General features: G+C 47.3%; 20 protein-coding genes. 4 read left to right on the plus strand and 16 right to left on the minus strand.

Annotated features, from left to right (window positions below; all coding sequences use genetic code 11):
• The gene (locus tag ACLTOQ_RS08610; protein ID WP_118627164.1) at nucleotides 1-375 is read right to left on the minus strand and encodes a hypothetical protein; all 375 of its coding nucleotides are present in this window, start codon (nucleotides 373-375) and stop codon (nucleotides 1-3) included.
• Nucleotides 350-739, minus strand: coding sequence for a hypothetical protein (locus tag ACLTOQ_RS08615; RefSeq protein WP_412319262.1), 390 nt, complete (start codon nucleotides 737-739; stop codon nucleotides 350-352). Before ACLTOQ_RS08615 ends, ACLTOQ_RS08610 begins: the two co-directional genes overlap by 26 nt.
• Nucleotides 740-941: 202 nt before the next feature.
• On the opposite strand from ACLTOQ_RS08615, the gene ACLTOQ_RS08620 reads away from it, so the two are divergent.
• Nucleotides 942-1199 (plus strand): response regulator, encoded by a 258-nt coding sequence (locus ACLTOQ_RS08620; RefSeq protein WP_412319263.1) that lies wholly within the window; start codon nucleotides 942-944, stop codon nucleotides 1197-1199.
• 138 nt (nucleotides 1200-1337) lie between these two features.
• On the opposite strand, the gene ACLTOQ_RS08625 is transcribed toward ACLTOQ_RS08620, so the two are convergent.
• Nucleotides 1338-2645, minus strand: coding sequence for an IS4 family transposase (locus ACLTOQ_RS08625; protein WP_412319014.1), 1308 nt, complete (start codon nucleotides 2643-2645; stop codon nucleotides 1338-1340).
• A 159-nt stretch (nucleotides 2646-2804) separates the two neighbouring features.
• Between ACLTOQ_RS08625 and ACLTOQ_RS08630 the strand changes: the two genes are divergently transcribed.
• Genes ACLTOQ_RS08630 through ACLTOQ_RS08640 form a run of 3 tightly spaced genes read left to right on the plus strand, consistent with a single transcriptional unit; the run spans nucleotide 2805 to nucleotide 7250 of the window.
• Complete coding sequence (locus tag ACLTOQ_RS08630; RefSeq protein ID WP_412319264.1) at nucleotides 2805-3332, plus strand: LytR/AlgR family response regulator transcription factor; 528 nt, start codon at nucleotides 2805-2807, stop codon at nucleotides 3330-3332.
• Nucleotides 3329-5347, plus strand: coding sequence for a hypothetical protein (locus tag ACLTOQ_RS08635; protein ID WP_412319265.1), 2019 nt, complete (start codon nucleotides 3329-3331; stop codon nucleotides 5345-5347). The genes ACLTOQ_RS08630 and ACLTOQ_RS08635 overlap by 4 nt, the downstream gene beginning before the upstream one ends.
• Before the next feature lies 1 nt (nucleotide 5348).
• Nucleotides 5349-7250, plus strand: a complete 1902-nt coding sequence (locus ACLTOQ_RS08640) for a sensor histidine kinase (RefSeq protein ID WP_412319266.1) — start codon at nucleotides 5349-5351, stop codon at nucleotides 7248-7250.
• A gap of 100 nt (nucleotides 7251-7350) precedes the next feature.
• Here the strand turns inward: ACLTOQ_RS08640 and rsfS are convergent, their stop codons facing one another.
• The 13 genes from rsfS to ACLTOQ_RS08705 form a co-directional block, all read right to left on the minus strand.
• Complete coding sequence (rsfS, locus tag ACLTOQ_RS08645; RefSeq protein WP_308727598.1) at nucleotides 7351-7719, minus strand: ribosome silencing factor; 369 nt, start codon at nucleotides 7717-7719, stop codon at nucleotides 7351-7353.
• Nucleotides 7716-8297 carry a bis(5'-nucleosyl)-tetraphosphatase (symmetrical) YqeK gene (gene yqeK / locus ACLTOQ_RS08650; protein ID WP_117959753.1) on the minus strand — a complete coding sequence of 194 codons (582 nt, stop codon included), beginning with the start codon at nucleotides 8295-8297 and terminating at the stop codon, nucleotides 7716-7718. The genes rsfS and yqeK overlap by 4 nt, the downstream gene beginning before the upstream one ends.
• Nucleotides 8294-8917: a nicotinate-nucleotide adenylyltransferase gene (nadD, locus tag ACLTOQ_RS08655; RefSeq protein WP_412319267.1), complete on the minus strand. Its 624-nt coding sequence runs from the start codon at nucleotides 8915-8917 to the stop codon at nucleotides 8294-8296. The genes yqeK and nadD overlap by 4 nt, the downstream gene beginning before the upstream one ends.
• A 34-nt stretch (nucleotides 8918-8951) precedes the next feature.
• Nucleotides 8952-9251, minus strand: a complete 300-nt coding sequence (gene yhbY / locus ACLTOQ_RS08660) for a ribosome assembly RNA-binding protein YhbY (protein ID WP_021914067.1) — start codon at nucleotides 9249-9251, stop codon at nucleotides 8952-8954.
• A gap of 12 nt (nucleotides 9252-9263) precedes the next feature.
• Nucleotides 9264-10553 carry a GTPase ObgE gene (gene obgE / locus ACLTOQ_RS08665; protein ID WP_021914066.1) on the minus strand — a complete coding sequence of 430 codons (1290 nt, stop codon included), beginning with the start codon at nucleotides 10551-10553 and terminating at the stop codon, nucleotides 9264-9266.
• A gap of 179 nt (nucleotides 10554-10732) precedes the next feature.
• Nucleotides 10733-11017 (minus strand): 50S ribosomal protein L27, encoded by a 285-nt coding sequence (gene rpmA / locus ACLTOQ_RS08670; RefSeq protein WP_021916465.1) that lies wholly within the window; start codon nucleotides 11015-11017, stop codon nucleotides 10733-10735.
• A gap of 4 nt (nucleotides 11018-11021) precedes the next feature.
• Nucleotides 11022-11348 carry a ribosomal-processing cysteine protease Prp gene (locus tag ACLTOQ_RS08675; RefSeq protein WP_021916464.1) on the minus strand — a complete coding sequence of 109 codons (327 nt, stop codon included), beginning with the start codon at nucleotides 11346-11348 and terminating at the stop codon, nucleotides 11022-11024.
• A gap of 27 nt (nucleotides 11349-11375) precedes the next feature.
• Nucleotides 11376-11681: a 50S ribosomal protein L21 gene (gene rplU, locus ACLTOQ_RS08680; RefSeq protein ID WP_021916463.1), complete on the minus strand. Its 306-nt coding sequence runs from the start codon at nucleotides 11679-11681 to the stop codon at nucleotides 11376-11378.
• Nucleotides 11682-11916: 235 nt separating this feature from the next.
• Nucleotides 11917-12852, minus strand: a complete 936-nt coding sequence (locus ACLTOQ_RS08685) for an RluA family pseudouridine synthase (RefSeq protein WP_118762829.1) — start codon at nucleotides 12850-12852, stop codon at nucleotides 11917-11919.
• Complete coding sequence (lspA, locus tag ACLTOQ_RS08690; protein WP_412319268.1) at nucleotides 12852-13382, minus strand: signal peptidase II; 531 nt, start codon at nucleotides 13380-13382, stop codon at nucleotides 12852-12854. The genes ACLTOQ_RS08685 and lspA overlap by 1 nt, the downstream gene beginning before the upstream one ends.
• A gap of 1 nt (nucleotide 13383) precedes the next feature.
• Complete coding sequence (aroB, locus tag ACLTOQ_RS08695; RefSeq protein ID WP_412319269.1) at nucleotides 13384-14484, minus strand: 3-dehydroquinate synthase; 1101 nt, start codon at nucleotides 14482-14484, stop codon at nucleotides 13384-13386.
• A 289-nt stretch (nucleotides 14485-14773) separates the two neighbouring features.
• A complete protein-coding gene (locus ACLTOQ_RS08700; protein ID WP_021916459.1) occupies nucleotides 14774-15277 on the minus strand; it encodes a cell division protein SepF in 504 nt (167 codons plus the stop codon).
• Nucleotides 15278-15295: 18 nt separating this feature from the next.
• The gene (locus ACLTOQ_RS08705) at nucleotides 15296-15994 is read right to left on the minus strand and encodes a YggS family pyridoxal phosphate-dependent enzyme (protein ID WP_117959747.1); all 699 of its coding nucleotides are present in this window, start codon (nucleotides 15992-15994) and stop codon (nucleotides 15296-15298) included.
• Nucleotides 15995-16023: the final 29 nt, after the last annotated feature.

A 16023-nucleotide genomic window follows, 5' to 3' on the forward strand; every position in this document is an offset into this window, starting at 1 on the left:
TTATTCATCCTCCTCACGTTGTTCGTTCCTTCTCGTTGTTTTCTGAAGCAGCCGGGATACTGCCTCCCGCAGCTGATATTCCGTCACAGGCTTCACCAAAAAGGTGTCCACCTGCAGCCTGCGGCTTTGGGGTTCAAACTCTGCCTGGTCGCTAATCCACAGGAGAGGGACATCCCTGCTGTACCCTCGTATGCTCATGCAGAAATTCATCCCCCTGGCTCCGTCCTCCATGACCACCACAGCATCATAAGGCCCATCCCGCTGCATGGCATAGGTACAAAACACGCCGTTATCAAAGCGGTCTACTTTGCCCAGCTTCATCAGCAAAGCGGTTTCTTTTTCTTTCTGGCTATAACTGCATAGCGCAATTCGCATGTTCGCACCTCCATTTCATGATGGGTTTTATCGCCTCATATAGCTCCTGATCGGAGCAGTCTGCCGGAAGAAACACAGGGATACGCAGGTGATACGCGATCAGGGCGAAGTTTTTATCATCGCTCCACCAGACAAGCGGTGTTTCCGGTGCCAGCTGCTTTGCCTGAATGGCAGCCTCCAATCCCCTTGCCCCGGTCATGGCGATGACAACCGCATGGTAGCGGCTCCGCCGCAGTGCCTGAGATAGCTGCTTCTCATTCCATAGCTCGTCGATGACAAGCTGTCCGTCCCCAGCAAAAAGGGAGCGCAGCCTACTCTCAAACCATTCTGCATTCCTTAATTCCGTACAAAGTGCGATTTTCATGCTGAGCCTCCTTTCCTGAAAAGAAAAATAAAAAAACCAGACCTTCTCATCGGAAAGTCTGGTAGTATAATTAGGATAGCATCTTGTCAAGGGAAATGCAACCGACTTTGTTTAAGACGCAGGTTTCCTGTTTAAGACGCAAGTTTTTCCTGCGGTTTTATGTTATACTAATATTGGATTATTGTGCAAAGGAGATGGCACGATGCAGATTGCGATTGTGGATGACAGAGCAGAGGACAGAGAAGAACTGTCTGTCTGCCTGGAAAATTATATGAAACGGCATCAGCTGGACTATACGCTGACAGAATTTGAGGACGGAGAGAATTTTCTGAAAGCTGCCGCCCAGGTCAATTTTCAGCTTGTCTTTATGGACATCTATATGGAGAACATGGATGGAATAGAAGCCGCCAGAAGGCTGCGCCAGAAAAACAGGCTCTGTAAGACAATGTCATTAAGTTAAGAATTTTGACATAATTATAAAACACATCATATTTGCAATTGTTTGATAAATATGATGTGTTTTTTCTTTTGTCTATTTTGCAGCACAACAAAAAGACAGATTGTTTATCTGTCAAAAAAAACTTATAATTATCTATGATTAAGCCACTCTATATAGAAAGCTTACAGATGCCTGGGGTTTGACTTTGCGATGGTCTTTTCGACCAGGTCTTACTGGTAATACATGCTTTTCTATTAGGTTAATCACATCAGGTGGACTAAGATTGCGTTTATTACGGAGATATTCTCTACAAATATAAATGGCGATTGTAAAGTTCACCTGTTTTGTTTTATCATTGTTTTTCATTTGTCTTATTACATGTGTTGTTATTAATTCACAATAGTTATACAAAAGTAATCGCGCATATATTTCTTGTTTAATAAAATCTGGTTTTCGTGCATGGAAACTTGTTAATCCTATGGCATATTTTAATTCTCTGAATGAAGTTTCTATTCCCCATCTCAAATGATAGATTTCCTTTATTTTTTTTACATCAAAAATATTTCTATCAAGATTTGTAATTATTATTTCATAAGAATTAGACCCTATAGGAAATCTAATAATACGAAATGATAATTCGTATGTTTTATCACTTTTTCGTGGAAGATAATCAAACACTTGATTTACAGGCATCCACTTATAGCCTGCATTTTTTGTGGTCTTTGTATTTTTCCTCGAAAAAATCTGAGTGATATCTATATCAAACTCATCATTTGGAGGAAGATTTAACCCAGATGCAATTCCATTACTATTTTTATCTTTGACACGTATAGCGAATTTCCATCCTTTTTCAATTGCATGTGCAAAAATGTTATAGTTTTCATATCCTCTATCAGCAACAAGAATAACATTCTCTAGTTTCGATCTGTCAATCATTGTTGCACATGCTCTAAACTCGTTACAATCTGCTGCTGTTTGCACTAAAACATCGGTGTATATACGATTCAAAACATCATAAAAGACGTTTAGATGTAGTTTATTAACAATTGAACCATGCTGATTACGTTCCCAAAAAGTTTCTGGATCCTTTTGATTGGTTGCAATGGTCAAGTTACTTCCATCACATGCAATTAAACGATAACCATGATAATTATTATTAGTTGGAAGGTTGTCATCCGTAAAAGATTTAAACAAATATTCAAAAGCCTCTGGAAGTACTTTTGAACGTTGTTGCGTAAATGCTGACACAGACGGAGTATTTTTGTTAAAATCAAAGAAATCAAGTAGTTCTTTACTCATAGTAGCTCCACCCGAATTCATCATGATTCCTATAAAAGTTTTGAAATCAATTTTCCGTTTTCGAGAGAAATCGACATTGGGGTTTCGAAGAAATAAACATGGATTGTTAGCTAATTCCGAAATATGATTCTTTAGAGAATTTGAAACTTGATTAATATAATTGCTCATATGCGTTACCTCCTTGCAATCAAGATGTTCTTAATTACAAGGGCCGCTTTCGCTACCTCATTATCATTCAATAGCGAAAGCGGCCGCACATTTCGAATCATATGTCAAGCATTTATTACAAAATAAAAAGACCCTAGCATCATCTCTGATGCTAAGATCTTGATTGGTCATCTTAACTTAATGACATTGCTCTGTAAGATCGTTTTTCTGACCATTACAGAAGATTATGCCCGGATGGGGTACAGCCTGTCCGCCAGCTATTATCTGCTGAAGCCGCTTTCGCTCCATCAGGCAGATTTTGAAGAAGCGATGGAGCTGTGCCAGCTAAAACCGCCCTATGAAGTGATGACACTTTCGGTTATGGCTGGCCGTCAAAAGCTGGAACTTCCCACAGAGAAAATTCTATACATAGATTATCAAAACCGTATGACGCGGATTCATACGGCGGAACGCGTGATACCGGTAAGCGGAGGTTTTCAGGAGGTCACTGCCGCATTGCAGAAGGACAAGCGTTTTTTGCCCTGCTACCGGGGCGTTTTGATCAACATGGATTATATCAGCCATGTTGACAGCCAGGCCTTCCGTTTGATAAACGGGGAGGAACTTCCGATTGCTCTCCGCAATGGAAAACAGCTGCGGGAAACCTACCGTCAGTATGTTTTCTCTGGAATGGGGCGTATCGTATGAGAATGAAACAAATACGCAGGCGTATTCTGGGGGGCTGTCTGGCCTGCCTCCTCTGCTTGACCGGCAGTATCCCTACATTTGCCGCTGGAACTGCAACCCCAGCCAATGCCGATGAAAGAAGGGAGATTCTGCCGGGTTTAGAAAACAAAGCTTCAGGGGCACTGGATAGCGGAACCCTGGAAGCACCGGAAGAAGTATCCCTCGTCCTTGTCACAAAAATACAAAAGGAAGGCGAACTGCTCTCCCTGCCGGCTTTTACCCTGCCCCTTAGAACCACACCGTCTGATGATGACCTGGAGGAAATTTATCAGCTGGCCCTTCAGTATCAGACCGTTTGCGCCACTGTAACAGCCGGTGAAGAAATCCGGCAGGAAACATTTTCTGTCGCATGGGATTTTTCAGCCATTGACCAGACCACTCCGGGAGAATATGCCGCAGCAGGCCGGATTGAACTGCCGGAGGGGTATGCCTTTGGTGAAGTTGTATTGCAGGAGCTGCAGATTCCCGTCCGGGTAGAAGAAATGACGCCTGCTGTCATTACCTCTATAGAGCAATGGTATCCTTATACAAATGCATTTGCGCTCCCACAGGGCAGCGAAATTGAAGCGCTGGAAGAATTATTCGCCGCCTCCCCGTATTATCTGGAATGCTATGCGGAAAACGGAACCAGCTACACCGCTGTGGTGGAATGGGATTTTTCGTGTATTGATCTGAATACTGTGGGACTGTACCATGCAACAGGAAGGCTGACCGCACCGAAAAATACCGTATTTGCGGATCGTGTCGATTTCCCTGAAATTACAATTCCTGTTTCTGTTCAGGCTCCGGACAGACCAGACATTAACTGTTTTCTGGCCGCCAGAGGAAACCTTTATTTTCCTTGGGTCACACCGCCGGGAGAACTGGATAAGATCAGTGTATGGCTGTCCGAAAACAACGGTTCATGGAACCAGCTGGAAAATGGCATTTACGTGGGACGGGAAATGCTCTCGATTGCTACCCGTCTGCTGACGCCGGGCAGCGGTTACCGTCTTCAGGTTGATTATGACGGCGGACAGACCGGCATCCTGTCCTTTACCTACGCAGATGAAATTGTCCTTGAAGGGTATCATGAAGGCGACCGGGATGGAGGGGATGCAGGCGGAAATCCACCCGACACCATCATTCAGCCGCCTCCTGAAGATACCGACGATCAGGATCATGGTTTTGCAGACAGGCCCTCCACGAAGCCTTCAAAACCGCCTGTAACAAATGACGGTGGAACGGATTCCGATGAACCGACTATACCGGAAATCGAAGCGCCCGTTATATCAGGTCAGCCAGAGGAAGATACCACTTTGACGCAGTCCCCTGAAGTGCAGACGATTGTCGGCGCTTCAGAGCTTACCGATCCTGCCTGGAAGCTTTCAGAAAACAGGAAAGACTCAGTGCAAAGCGCTATGACCGTTCCCCAGGAAGCCGCAGATTCCCAAAACTCTGCTTTTTCAGAGTTCTTTGATGAAACCACTGACCGGATTTCCGGCACACGCTTTTTGATGATGCTGCAAACAGGGGCGCAAAGAGCCGTCTTTTCCAAACAGGGAATCACTATCAGCATACCCAAAGACGCCTTGCCGGAGGGTATCCAAAACGAAGATCAGATTGAAGTCATCATCCAAAAGGATACGGATGGCGGTTTTTCTTTTTCGTTTTCCATCAATGGAACTGTGCTCAACTTTCTGCCGGATGTATCTGTCATGCTGCCCTATCCAAATGACCCGGCAGCCGGCACATTGTTCCTTTGTGATGAAAGCGGCGTGGAAATCCCCATGACCGGTTACGACGATACGGCGAAAGCCGCTTCCTTTCAGATCAGCCATACAGGGACTTACACCATTGTGGGAAAGGAAGATACCGCTTCCCTGGCACATGCTGCCGACACAGAGCACAGCTGGTCGTCCATATTCTTTTTGATTCCGGCCTGTCTGCTTATTCTGTCTGCCGGTGTGTTTTTCCTAAGGAGGAGGCGAAAATAAGATGGTATCTTCTGCGGTAAAAAAATATGCTGCCTTATGTATGGTCTGCCTGTGCTCATCCCTGTTTTTTCTTGGTCTGTATCAGTTCAATAATAAATATAGCCAGAACACAATCCAAGCGGCAAATGGGATTCTGGCGCTTTCAGAGGAAGAACTTCAAAAGTCACCGGTGCGCTTTCTGGTATCCGGCTGGGCGTTTTATCCTGACGCGCTTTTGACCCCGGAAGAAATACAAGATGAAAGCCATTATATGCGCTACCTTTCCATTGGAGAGCAGACCAATTTCTCCAGCCCTGCAAACCCTTCTCCCTATGGCTGCGGGACTTACCAGATGACATTCTTCCTGCCGGAACGGAAGGAAACATATGCACTGGAAATCCCGGAAGTGTTTTCTGCTTACAACCTTTATCTGGATCATGACCTGATCCTGCAAATGGGGGAACCGGCACAGGGGACGCCATTGGTTCAAAACCGCATGGTCACTTTTTATGGCGGAAAACCGGTCACACTCACCATAGCGGTCAGCAACTATGACCACTTTTACGGAGGGATTGTTTATCCGCCTGCTTTCGGAACGATGCTGGCGGTAAATACTACCAGAGGAATCCGGTTTGCATTCTGCCTTTTTGGCTGTACGGTTACCTTTGTCTGTGCGCTGCTGTCCTTTTATTTCAGCCGCCGGATGAAACAGAAAAATACATTCCTGTTCGGACTGATCTGCCTTGCCATGTGCGGCCTGTCATCCTATCCTGTGCTTCATATGCTGGCTGCTGTTCCCATATTCCCCTGGTACACGATTGAACTGTTCTGTATCTATCTGGTTACCTGGCTGATTGTGGTTCTGCAAAACCGGATATGCAGGCCGGGCTTCCTGCCTGCGGCCATCAGTAATGGAGTGGGCGCTGCCTTCCTGGTATATGCGTTTTTGTATGGCATGATGGCTTCCCATCTCTCCCTTGGAGCTATTCGTTTCTTCTCCGCATCGGTCTTTTGGTATAAGGCGGCATCTGCACTCTATCTATTTATCATCGCTGTGCTTGCCATTCACAGAGGAGAAAAACGGAGCAGGCCGATCTTCTATGCTGCGGCAGCCGCAACCTGCGCCTTTATATGGGATCGCCTTCTGCCGGTTTATGAGCCGGTTATCGGTGGTTGGTTTTTGGAATGGGGCAGCTTTTTCATAGCAGCCGCCATCGGTTATTCCCTCTGGCGCGATGTGATAGAAGGGTATGGAAACAGCCTGATTTTCCAGGAAGAACGCAAGCAGGTCATCCGTCAGCTTTCTATGCAGACCGAATACAGCCGTCAGGTTTCTGAGGCAGCGGCAGAAAACAGAAGGCTGATCCACGACATCAAACACCATCTGCGCACCATAGACCGCATGGCCTCTGAACATGGGCAGACAGAGATCTGCTCCTTCCTGTTACAGGTTGAGGAACAGGTTGCGGCAACATCGGGTCACTCCTATGTTGCGTTCTGTAAAAATCCCGTCGTAAATGCGCTGATTGAATACTACTACGGCATGGCGCAGATACAAGGGACAGAATTTCAGGTGCGGCTCGATCTTCCTGATCAGATGCCGCTTACCGATGTGGAACTGTGTACGGTGCTAGGCAATCTTTTGGACAATGCCGTTGAGGCGTGCAGCCGCCAAAAACAGGGGGTGCACCGCATTTTCATTGCAGGCGAAACCAGAGGCACTATGTACTTTTTGAAGATCGAAAACACTTATGACGGTCTGGCCTTGCAGGAGGGAAAAACATTCCTCTCCCGAAAGGGTACATCTGCTGATCATGGAATCGGGCTTTCCTCTGTCCGAAAAATCATTGAAGGTCATGGCGGTGATCTCGATCTTGTTCCTGGTGAGGAATCCTTTCTTGTCGGAATTACAATACAGATGTAAAAACTGTTTTTTGAGGCGCATTCAGATTTATCTCTTATTCACGATAAAAGGGAAAAACCATTTGCAGGTTTTTCCCTTTCTGTTCGTGATATAAAAGGAATTAATCACACTTCTCTTCCAGAAAAGCATCCACGTCGATCTGCTCGCCGTCTCTCCAGATACGCTCGAGATCATAGAACAGTCGGTTTTGACGGTCAAACACATGTACGACGAGATCGCCGTAATCCATCAAGATCCAGTTTCCGGTCGGATAGCCTTCCATGCTTTTTAAGGAATAGCCGGCTTTGGTGAGTTGTTCGTCTACATTGTCCGCCATTGCCTGCACCTGGTTTCGGTTGTTTCCGTTTGCAATCAGGAAATAATCCGCCAGAACGGAAACCTTTGCGATGTCGATCAGGGTAATATCCTCGGCTTTTTTATCTTCCAGCGCTGCGATCGCAAGCTGCGTCATTTTAGCTGCCTGTGTCATACGTTTCCTCCGTTTTTATAAAAATCATAGGTTTTCTGTGTCATGGAATCGATCTCCATATTTCCGCCCTTTAAATAGCTTAAGGTGTTCTCCAGCGCCATGATGAGTGCTTTGTCAAGATCTTCAAAAGCGATCCTTCGGATTTCCGGAAGATTTGGAGCCTGTTTTCTGCCGGGCTCGATATAATCCGACAGCCATACGATTTTTTCCAGCAGGGACATATCCGGCCGTCCGGTCGTATGGTTCAAAATCGCGTTCAGGATATCAGGATCTGTCACACCGTATTTTTTGGAAGCAAGATAGCTTCCGACCTTTGCATGCAGTAAAAAAGGATTCTTTTCTTCTGCAGGATTGATCGGGAGATCGTGCTTTTTACAGATTGAAATCTTTTTTTCATTGCTTAAGCATTTCGCGCAGTCGTGGAGCATGCCGGCAATGAGCGCGCTGTTTAAGTCTGCGCCGTAGCACATTGCAAGGGAAGCCGCGGTATAGGCGACGCCGAGCGTATGTTCATAACGCTTCGGGTCGAGCTCTTTTTCCATCGCCTTACGTATTTTTTTCAGATCCGGCTCTTTCATTTAAAAGACTCCTTTCCATCCCTGTAATACCCGTTTTTTTCCAGAAAGCTGCGGACGCGTTCCGGGACGAGATAACGGACGGATGTTCCTTTTTGCAGGTGATCCCGCACCAGGGTAGAAGAAATTTCTACATGAAGGGACGGCATGAAACGGATATCCGCGCGGTAACGGGACGCGAGGGATTTTGCCTGCAGCATCAGCGCAGAATCTTCCCTGCCCTGCCGAACGGAGGCTACCGTAATGCACTGAGTAAAAATCTGCTCCGGATTTTTCCAGAATTCCATCTGGAACAGCGTGTCCGCACCGACAATATAATAAAGTTCGTCCTCCGGATACTGCGCATGCAGTCGGGTAATCGTTTCACAGGTATAGGAATTGCCTTCTCTTACAATTTCCATGTCGGAAACGCAAAAATAAGGGTTATCTGCTATGGCGAGCTGTACCATCTGAAAACGAATTTCTCCAGGCAGGATCTCCTCCTGCCGTTTCATATAGGAACAGCCGCTTGGAATGAACAGAACCTGATCCAGTCCATAAAAGCACCTCGCCTGCTCTGCAAGCAGCAGGTGCCCGTTATGGATCGGATTGAAGGTGCCGCCTAAAATACCGATTTTGCTCATAGGCTACCGCCTTTATCCATGGGTAAAATAACTGTTACAGGGGAAGTTCGATTTTTTTGTGGTCTTTGCTCTCTTTGTAGAGAACGATTTTCTTGCCGATGACCTGAACAACGGTAGAGTGTGTGCGCTCTGCTACGATAGCCGCGATTTCTCTGGGATCGTCGAAACAGTTCTTCAGGACAGAAATTTTAATCAGCTCTCTGGTATTGAATGCTTCTGCAATTGCTGCCGTGCATTCCGGGGTCAGGCTGGATTTGCCGATCTGAAAAATCGGTTCCAGGCTGCTTGCGAGCTTCATCAGATATGCTCTCTGCTTACTTTTTAATTCCTTCATGGGAGTCCTCTCTTACTTATAATAATCAAAGGATAAGCCGTACATCCGAACCGTATCGCCTTCCTGGATGCCAAGCTCCTCCAGCTTGTCCAGAATGCCGGCATCTTTTAAAAATCCCTGGAAGAACGCAAATCCCTTTTCGGATTCGAGGTTGGTATAGCCAAGCATTTTTTCGATGCGGGGACCTTCTACGACATATTCCTGTTCGAGTTCGTCATAGGTAACGGTATAAGGTTCGTCAGAAACCGCAAGTGCCATTTCCGGGAAGTACTCCTGCTCAAATACAGTCGGCTTTTCGTCGAGACCGTCCAGCATCTGACGGACATGATAGAGCAGCTCGTTGACGCCCTTGCCGCTGACTGCGGAAATCGGGAATACATCAATGCCCTTGGGACCAAATTCCTTGCGCAGCTGTTCGACCGGGGATTCTTCAAGATCGTAAATCGCGTCGGTTTTGTTGGCTGCGATCACCTGGGGCTTTCTGGCAAGCTCCTCGCTGTAATTGGCAAGCTCTGCGTTGATCGCATAGATGTCCGTGATCGGGTCGCGTCCTTCTGTTCCGGCTGCATCGACAACGTGGATGAGCACCTTGGTACGCTCGATATGGCGCAAAAATTCATGGCCGAGACCGACGCCTTCGGAAGCGCCCTCGATCAGTCCCGGAATGTCTGCGATGACGAAGCTCTTCATATCCGGCAGATCGACAACTCCGAGGTGCGGATTTAAGGTTGTAAAATGATAATTTGCGATTTTCGGTCTTGCGTTGCTGACACGGGATAACAGGGTGGATTTTCCGACGTTCGGGAATCCAACCAGTCCAACATCTGCGATGACCTTTAATTCAAGTGTCAGCTCAAGCTCCTGTGCCGGCTGACCGGGCTGTGCATATTTCGGCGCCTGCATCGTACTGGTCGCATAGTGCTGGTTGCCGTTTCCGCCGCGTCCGCCCTTTAATAAAACGACTTTACGGTTGTCGCCGGACATATCGGCGATGACCTTGCCGGAATTGAATTCTTTGATAACAGTTCCTTCCGGAACCTTGATATAGATATCGTCGCCGTCCTTGCCACGGCAGTTTTTCTTACCGCCTTCCTGGCCGTCTCCGGCTTTATATTTTCCAACATGTCTGAAATCGGTCAGGGTATTTAAGCCTTCGTCTACGATAAAAATGACGTCGCCGCCATGGCCGCCGTCGCCGCCGTCCGGACCGCCTGCCGGAACATATTTTTCACGACGGAAGGAAACGTGGCCGTCGCCGCCCTTGCCGCTTCTGACATATATTTTTGCTCTGTCTGCAAACATACTCTGATTCTCCAAATGATATAATGAAACACCTGTCCAGCAGGGTTTTCATGTCTGCGGTTTGTCGCAAAAGCAACTTCTTTTCATATTCGATAAAAAGACCCCAAACGTGCGTCTGGGGCCTTTTTGGAAATGCGGCCCGCCCATTTGTGCGTCCGCTTATGGTTCCTTGATAATGCTTACTGTTCTACGGGATATACGGAAGCCTGTTTCTTGTCTCTTCCCTTTCTCTCGAACTTCAGTACGCCATCTACCTTAGCAAATAATGTGTCATCGCCGCCGATGCCAACATTGATGCCGGGATGAATCTTGGTTCCGCGCTGTCTGTAAAGAATGTTACCAGCCTTTACAAACTGTCCGTCCGCTCTCTTTGCACCAAGGCGCTTGGATTCGGAATCTCTGCCGTTCTTGGTAGAGCCGACACCCTTCTTATGAGCAAAAAACTGAAGGTTCATATTGAACATTTGTTTACACCTCCTCGAATTTCAGCCTCAGGAATTTTTTCCCGTACTGTTTTTCAATGCCTGTCAGACCAAGGATCATGGTATCAAGCAAAAGCTTTGCCCGATCGCTGACCGGGGATTCAAATACTACATCAACCAGGCCTGCCTCGTCGTTTGTCACTACATTCATCGTATCGTCCGTATAACTTTCGATCGCATTGAGCGTATTGAAAACGAGTACGGAAACCGCCGCACAGATAATATCTGAACCGGCATCCGCATAACCGGCATGCCCGATGCAGTTAAACCCCTGATAGGAATCCTTTGTCTTTCGAATTAGAATCGTCGTCATAAAACATACCGTCGCAAAATCTGATGATTAAGCGTTGATTTTCTCGATTTTCACCTGAGTGTATGCTTGTCTGTGACCATTCTTCTTGTGGTAACCGGTCTTTCTCTTATACTTGTAAACGATGACCTTCTTGCCTTTGCCTTCGCCTACTACAGTAGCGGTTACGGTTGCACCTGCTACGTCAGCGCCGACCTTTAAGCCGTCATTGCTTACTGCGATTACCTGATCAAATGTTACAGTTTCACCGGCTGCTGCGCCAAGCTTCTCAACCTTCAGAACATCGCCCTCAGCTACCTTGTACTGTTTGCCACCTGTTGCAATAATTGCGTACATCTGGGACACCTCCTGTCAAGCGTTAAAATAATTAACGTTACTCGCTAACTTTGGTGGCGCTGTTACAGCGCACTTATACCTCGTTACGCGGCATACTTCAGTATAATAGCATTCCACCTAAATGCTGTCAAGTATTTTAACTTGATTTTTTTAAATTTTCTCGAAAAATGTTACTGTTCACACGTGCCATTCGCAATACAATAGAATGCGTGCTCTGCGATGCAGATTCTGCAGCTTATAAGAGATCGAGCAGTCTCTGGAAATATTCCGGCAGCGGCGCACTGGTTTCGATATACTCTCCTGTCCGCGGGTGGACAAAGCCGAGGATCATTGCGTGCAGCGTCTGCCCTTCGAGCTTTGGAAACGGGCATTTTTTCGGACCATAAACGCTGTCTCCCAAAAGCGGATGACCGATTGACGCCATGTGGACACGGATCTGATGGGTGCGCCCGGTCTCCAAACGACATTCGATATAAGTAAAGCGTTCAAAACGCTTCAGGACAGTATAATGGGTGACGGCGCGTTTGCCATTCACCTGGTTGACCGCCATTTTTTTGCGATCGGCATTGTCCCTGCCAATCGGCGCGTCGATGATGCCTTCGTCGTCGGTCAGCACGCCGTGTACAATCGCCCGGTAGCGACGCGTGATCGTGTGGTCTGCAAACTGCACGGCAAGCGCCTGATGGGCGGCATCATTTTTACAGACGATGACAGAGCCAGTCGTATCCTTATCGATTCTGTGGACGATTCCGGGGCGCAGCACGCCGTTGATGCCGGAAAGCTGTCCCCTACAGTGATACAGTACGGCGTTGACGAGGGTGTGGCTGTAATGCCCGGCAGCCGGATGGACGACCATATCCTTTGGCTTGTTGACAACCAAAACGTCGCTGTCCTCATAGAGAATGTCCAACGGGATGTCTTCCGGCTCGATATCCGGCTCCTGAGCTTTGGGCAACAGGAAAGATAAGTCATCCCCTGCCTTGACTTGATAGCTTGCTTTGACAGGCAAGCCGTTGATGCAGACGCGCCCCTCCTTGATCATTTTCTGGATAAAAGAACGAGATAAAGAGTCGATCAGCGCTGCAATGCACTTATCGACTCTTTCTTCTTCCTGTTCTTCGGTAATCTGAAATCGAAATAAATCAGTTGTTTCCTGTATCGGGTTTTCCATTATGCTTCCTTTTTTGAGTCCGGTTTCCTTCGTTTTAAAAAGTCAAAGTCCTTTTCCTCGAAATGCCCGAAAAAGGCGAGACAAAGACCGGCCGCGCAGACAAACGTTACATAAATATCAGCTACGTTGAAAATCGGGAAGTCAATCAGGCTGATATAGATAAAATCCACGACATAATCCAGCCGGATACGGTCGAGGAAATTGCCGAGCGCTCCTGCCATCAAAATCGCCCCGAGGATATGTAGCATGGTATATTTCCGTGCGGCAGGCATGCGCCAGAGCGCATAGATGCAGGCGAGCAAAATCAAGCTCGTCATCAGTACAAAAAAGATTTTCTGATTTTGTAAAATGCCGAATGCGGCACCCCGGTTTTCCAGATAGCGAAGTTCCAAAGCGCCGGGAATCAGCGAAACCGGGGCCTGATCCTTTAAGCGAAGGACAGCAAGGTGTTTCGTGAACTGGTCAAACAAAACACCGATAATTGTGATCAGGAGATCTATAAAAAACATTTTTTTCGCAGAAAAATTCATATCAGTCCTCATCCTTAAAGTTCAGTTCTTCGATGGCAGCTGTCATCTCTTCATCGGTTACGGTATCGTCGATCCGTGCATGTCCGATCCGATCTAACAGGACAAAACGGATTTTGCCGCCGCGCATCTTTTTATCGGACTTGGTCAGTGCTACGATTTTTGCAACATCCAGGTCATCTGCAGAAATCGGAAGGTTGAAGGGAACGAACATGTCGCGGATCTCGTAGTATTCTTCCATCTCGATGAGCTCTTTTTTCCAGGAAATATAGGCAGCCGCAACGCAGCCGAGGGCGACGCATTCGCCATGCAGCATCTGAAAGCCGCTGTTTTTCTCGATTGCATGACCGATCGTGTGTCCGAAGTTTAAGAGCGCGCGTTCGCCCTGTTCGGTCGGATCGTTTTCCACAACCTCTTTTTTGATCTCGCAGCTGCGCTTGATCATGGAAAGGAGCGTTTCCGGGTCGCGTTCGCAGATTTCATACATGTTAGAGATCAGCCATTCATAATATTTCGCATCTTTGATCAGACCGTGCTTCATGATTTCTGCAAAGCCGGAATAATACTGCCTTGCGTCCAGCGTCTGCAGGGTGTCGAGGTTCATGTAAACGAGTCTCGGCATATGGAACGCGCCGACCATATTTTTGTAGGAATCAAAATCTACGCCCGTCTTTCCGCCGATGCTCGAATCCACCTGGGCGAGCAGGGTTGTCGGGATCTGGATAAAATCGATGCCGCGCAGATAGGTTGCTGCAGCAAAACCGGTCATATCGCCGACCACACCGCCGCCGAGGGCTGCGAGCATGTCTTTGCGGTCAAAATGATGCTCAATTAAAAAAGCGTATAAAGTCTGGATGTTGGCGAGGGTTTTATTCTCTTCGCCTGCCGGAAATTCAAACACTTCTACCTGTGCAAAGGCAGAGGAAAAAGCTTCCTTGACCTGCTCAGCATAAAGTGGGGCAACATTTGTGTCCGTAACGATGCAGATCTTACGCTCCGGTGCAGAAACCGAAAGTGCCGCGCCTGCAAGCTCTTCAAAGCCGATCGTCAGCACAATATCATAGCAGGGCTTTCCTTCACAGGATACCGTCAGTTTTTCTTTCATGAAAACCTCCATTCCGCAGGCGCTTTGTGCCGAAGGAATCGCGAGGCGAGCATCCAGCTCGGCTCTGCGATCCCAGCTACTTTGTGACGCCTGCGGCACAAATAGCTGTGTGAAAAATAAGCGATCACGCTTATTTTTCACACTAACCTCCTTCGGGAAAAGTTCCGGACAAAACAGGGACAACCTGCCAGAATGGCAGGTTGTCCGCCTAAACAATAGAATGTACGCTCTGCGAGCATTCTATTGTCATGAATAAATCCGATGCTGTGCAGTCTTTGCGCTGGTTGCATCAGACATCCCTGACATCGAATGCGCCGCCGATAATTTCCTGAGAATCGCCGGAAATATCAACGCTTGCAGGGGTAATAATAAAAATAAAATGCGAAATCTTCTGCAGATGACCGTCGATTGCGTAACAGGACCCAGACGCGAAATCGATAATTCTCTGTGCAATATCAATGTCAAGCCCTTCCATATTGAGAACGACAGTGCGGTTTTCCAGCAGTGTTTCGGTAATTTCTCTGGCGTCTTCTACACTGGTAGGCTTAATGACCTGTACGTTCATACCGGGTACGCCGGATCTGCGCGGTGCAGGACGCATGGGAGTTACTTTCTGAAGCGCTTTTCTTGGGCGTTCCTCTTCTTCATAGGAATCAGCCTTCTGAATGCTCTTGATTTTGGGTTTCTTCTCTACCGGCGCTTCGTCATAATCATCATATTCATCATCATAGTATCCATCATCTTCATCGTCGCCTAATTTCATATAGCCCAAAAATTTGTCCATCAATCCCATTTTCGAAACATTCTCCTTTTATTCCATATCGGCCACTGTCCGAGTACCGAATATCCCAGTACCGACTCTCACACAGGTGGAACCTTCTTCAATGGCTGTTTGGTAGTCGATGGTCATGCCCATCGATAAAACGTCCATAGAAACATTATCAACACTTTCCTGTGCGATGTCAACAGATAATTTCTTCATCAGCTGAAAATAAACCCGGTTCTCTTCCGGCGTCTGTGTAAGCGGTGCAACCGTCATCAGCCCCCGGATATGGACATTTGGAAGAACTGCGATCTGCCGCACCAGCGCGAGGGTATCCTTCGGGCGGATGCCAAATTTGCTCTCCTCCCCGGCACAGTTGATTTCCAGTAAAATATCTGTCTGCGCGTCTTTCTTGACGCTTTCTTTGCTGATTTCCTCCGCGAGGCGCAGGGAATCGACGCTATGGATCATTGTCACTTTTCCGATCAGATATTTTACCTTATTGCGCTGCAGATGTCCGATCATATGCCAGCGGATGTCTTTGGGAAGCTGGTCGTATTTATCGCACAGCTCCTGCACCTTATTTTCCCCGAAATCGCGGATCCCTACGTTGTAGGCTTCCTGCAGGGCAGAAAGCGGCTTTGTCTTGCTGACTGCGACCAAAAGGATGTCATCGGAGGTTCTCCCGGATTTTTTCGCGGCTTCTGCGATATTGTTCTGTGTTTGTTTCAGATTTTGTGTAATCATGCTGTTCCTGCTCCATCCCTATCGTCCTG

Origin of the sequence: Gallintestinimicrobium sp. (genome assembly GCF_046968865.1) — a bacterium.
In the GTDB taxonomy this organism is placed as follows: Bacteria; Bacillota; Clostridia; order Lachnospirales; family Lachnospiraceae; genus Gallintestinimicrobium; species Gallintestinimicrobium propionicum.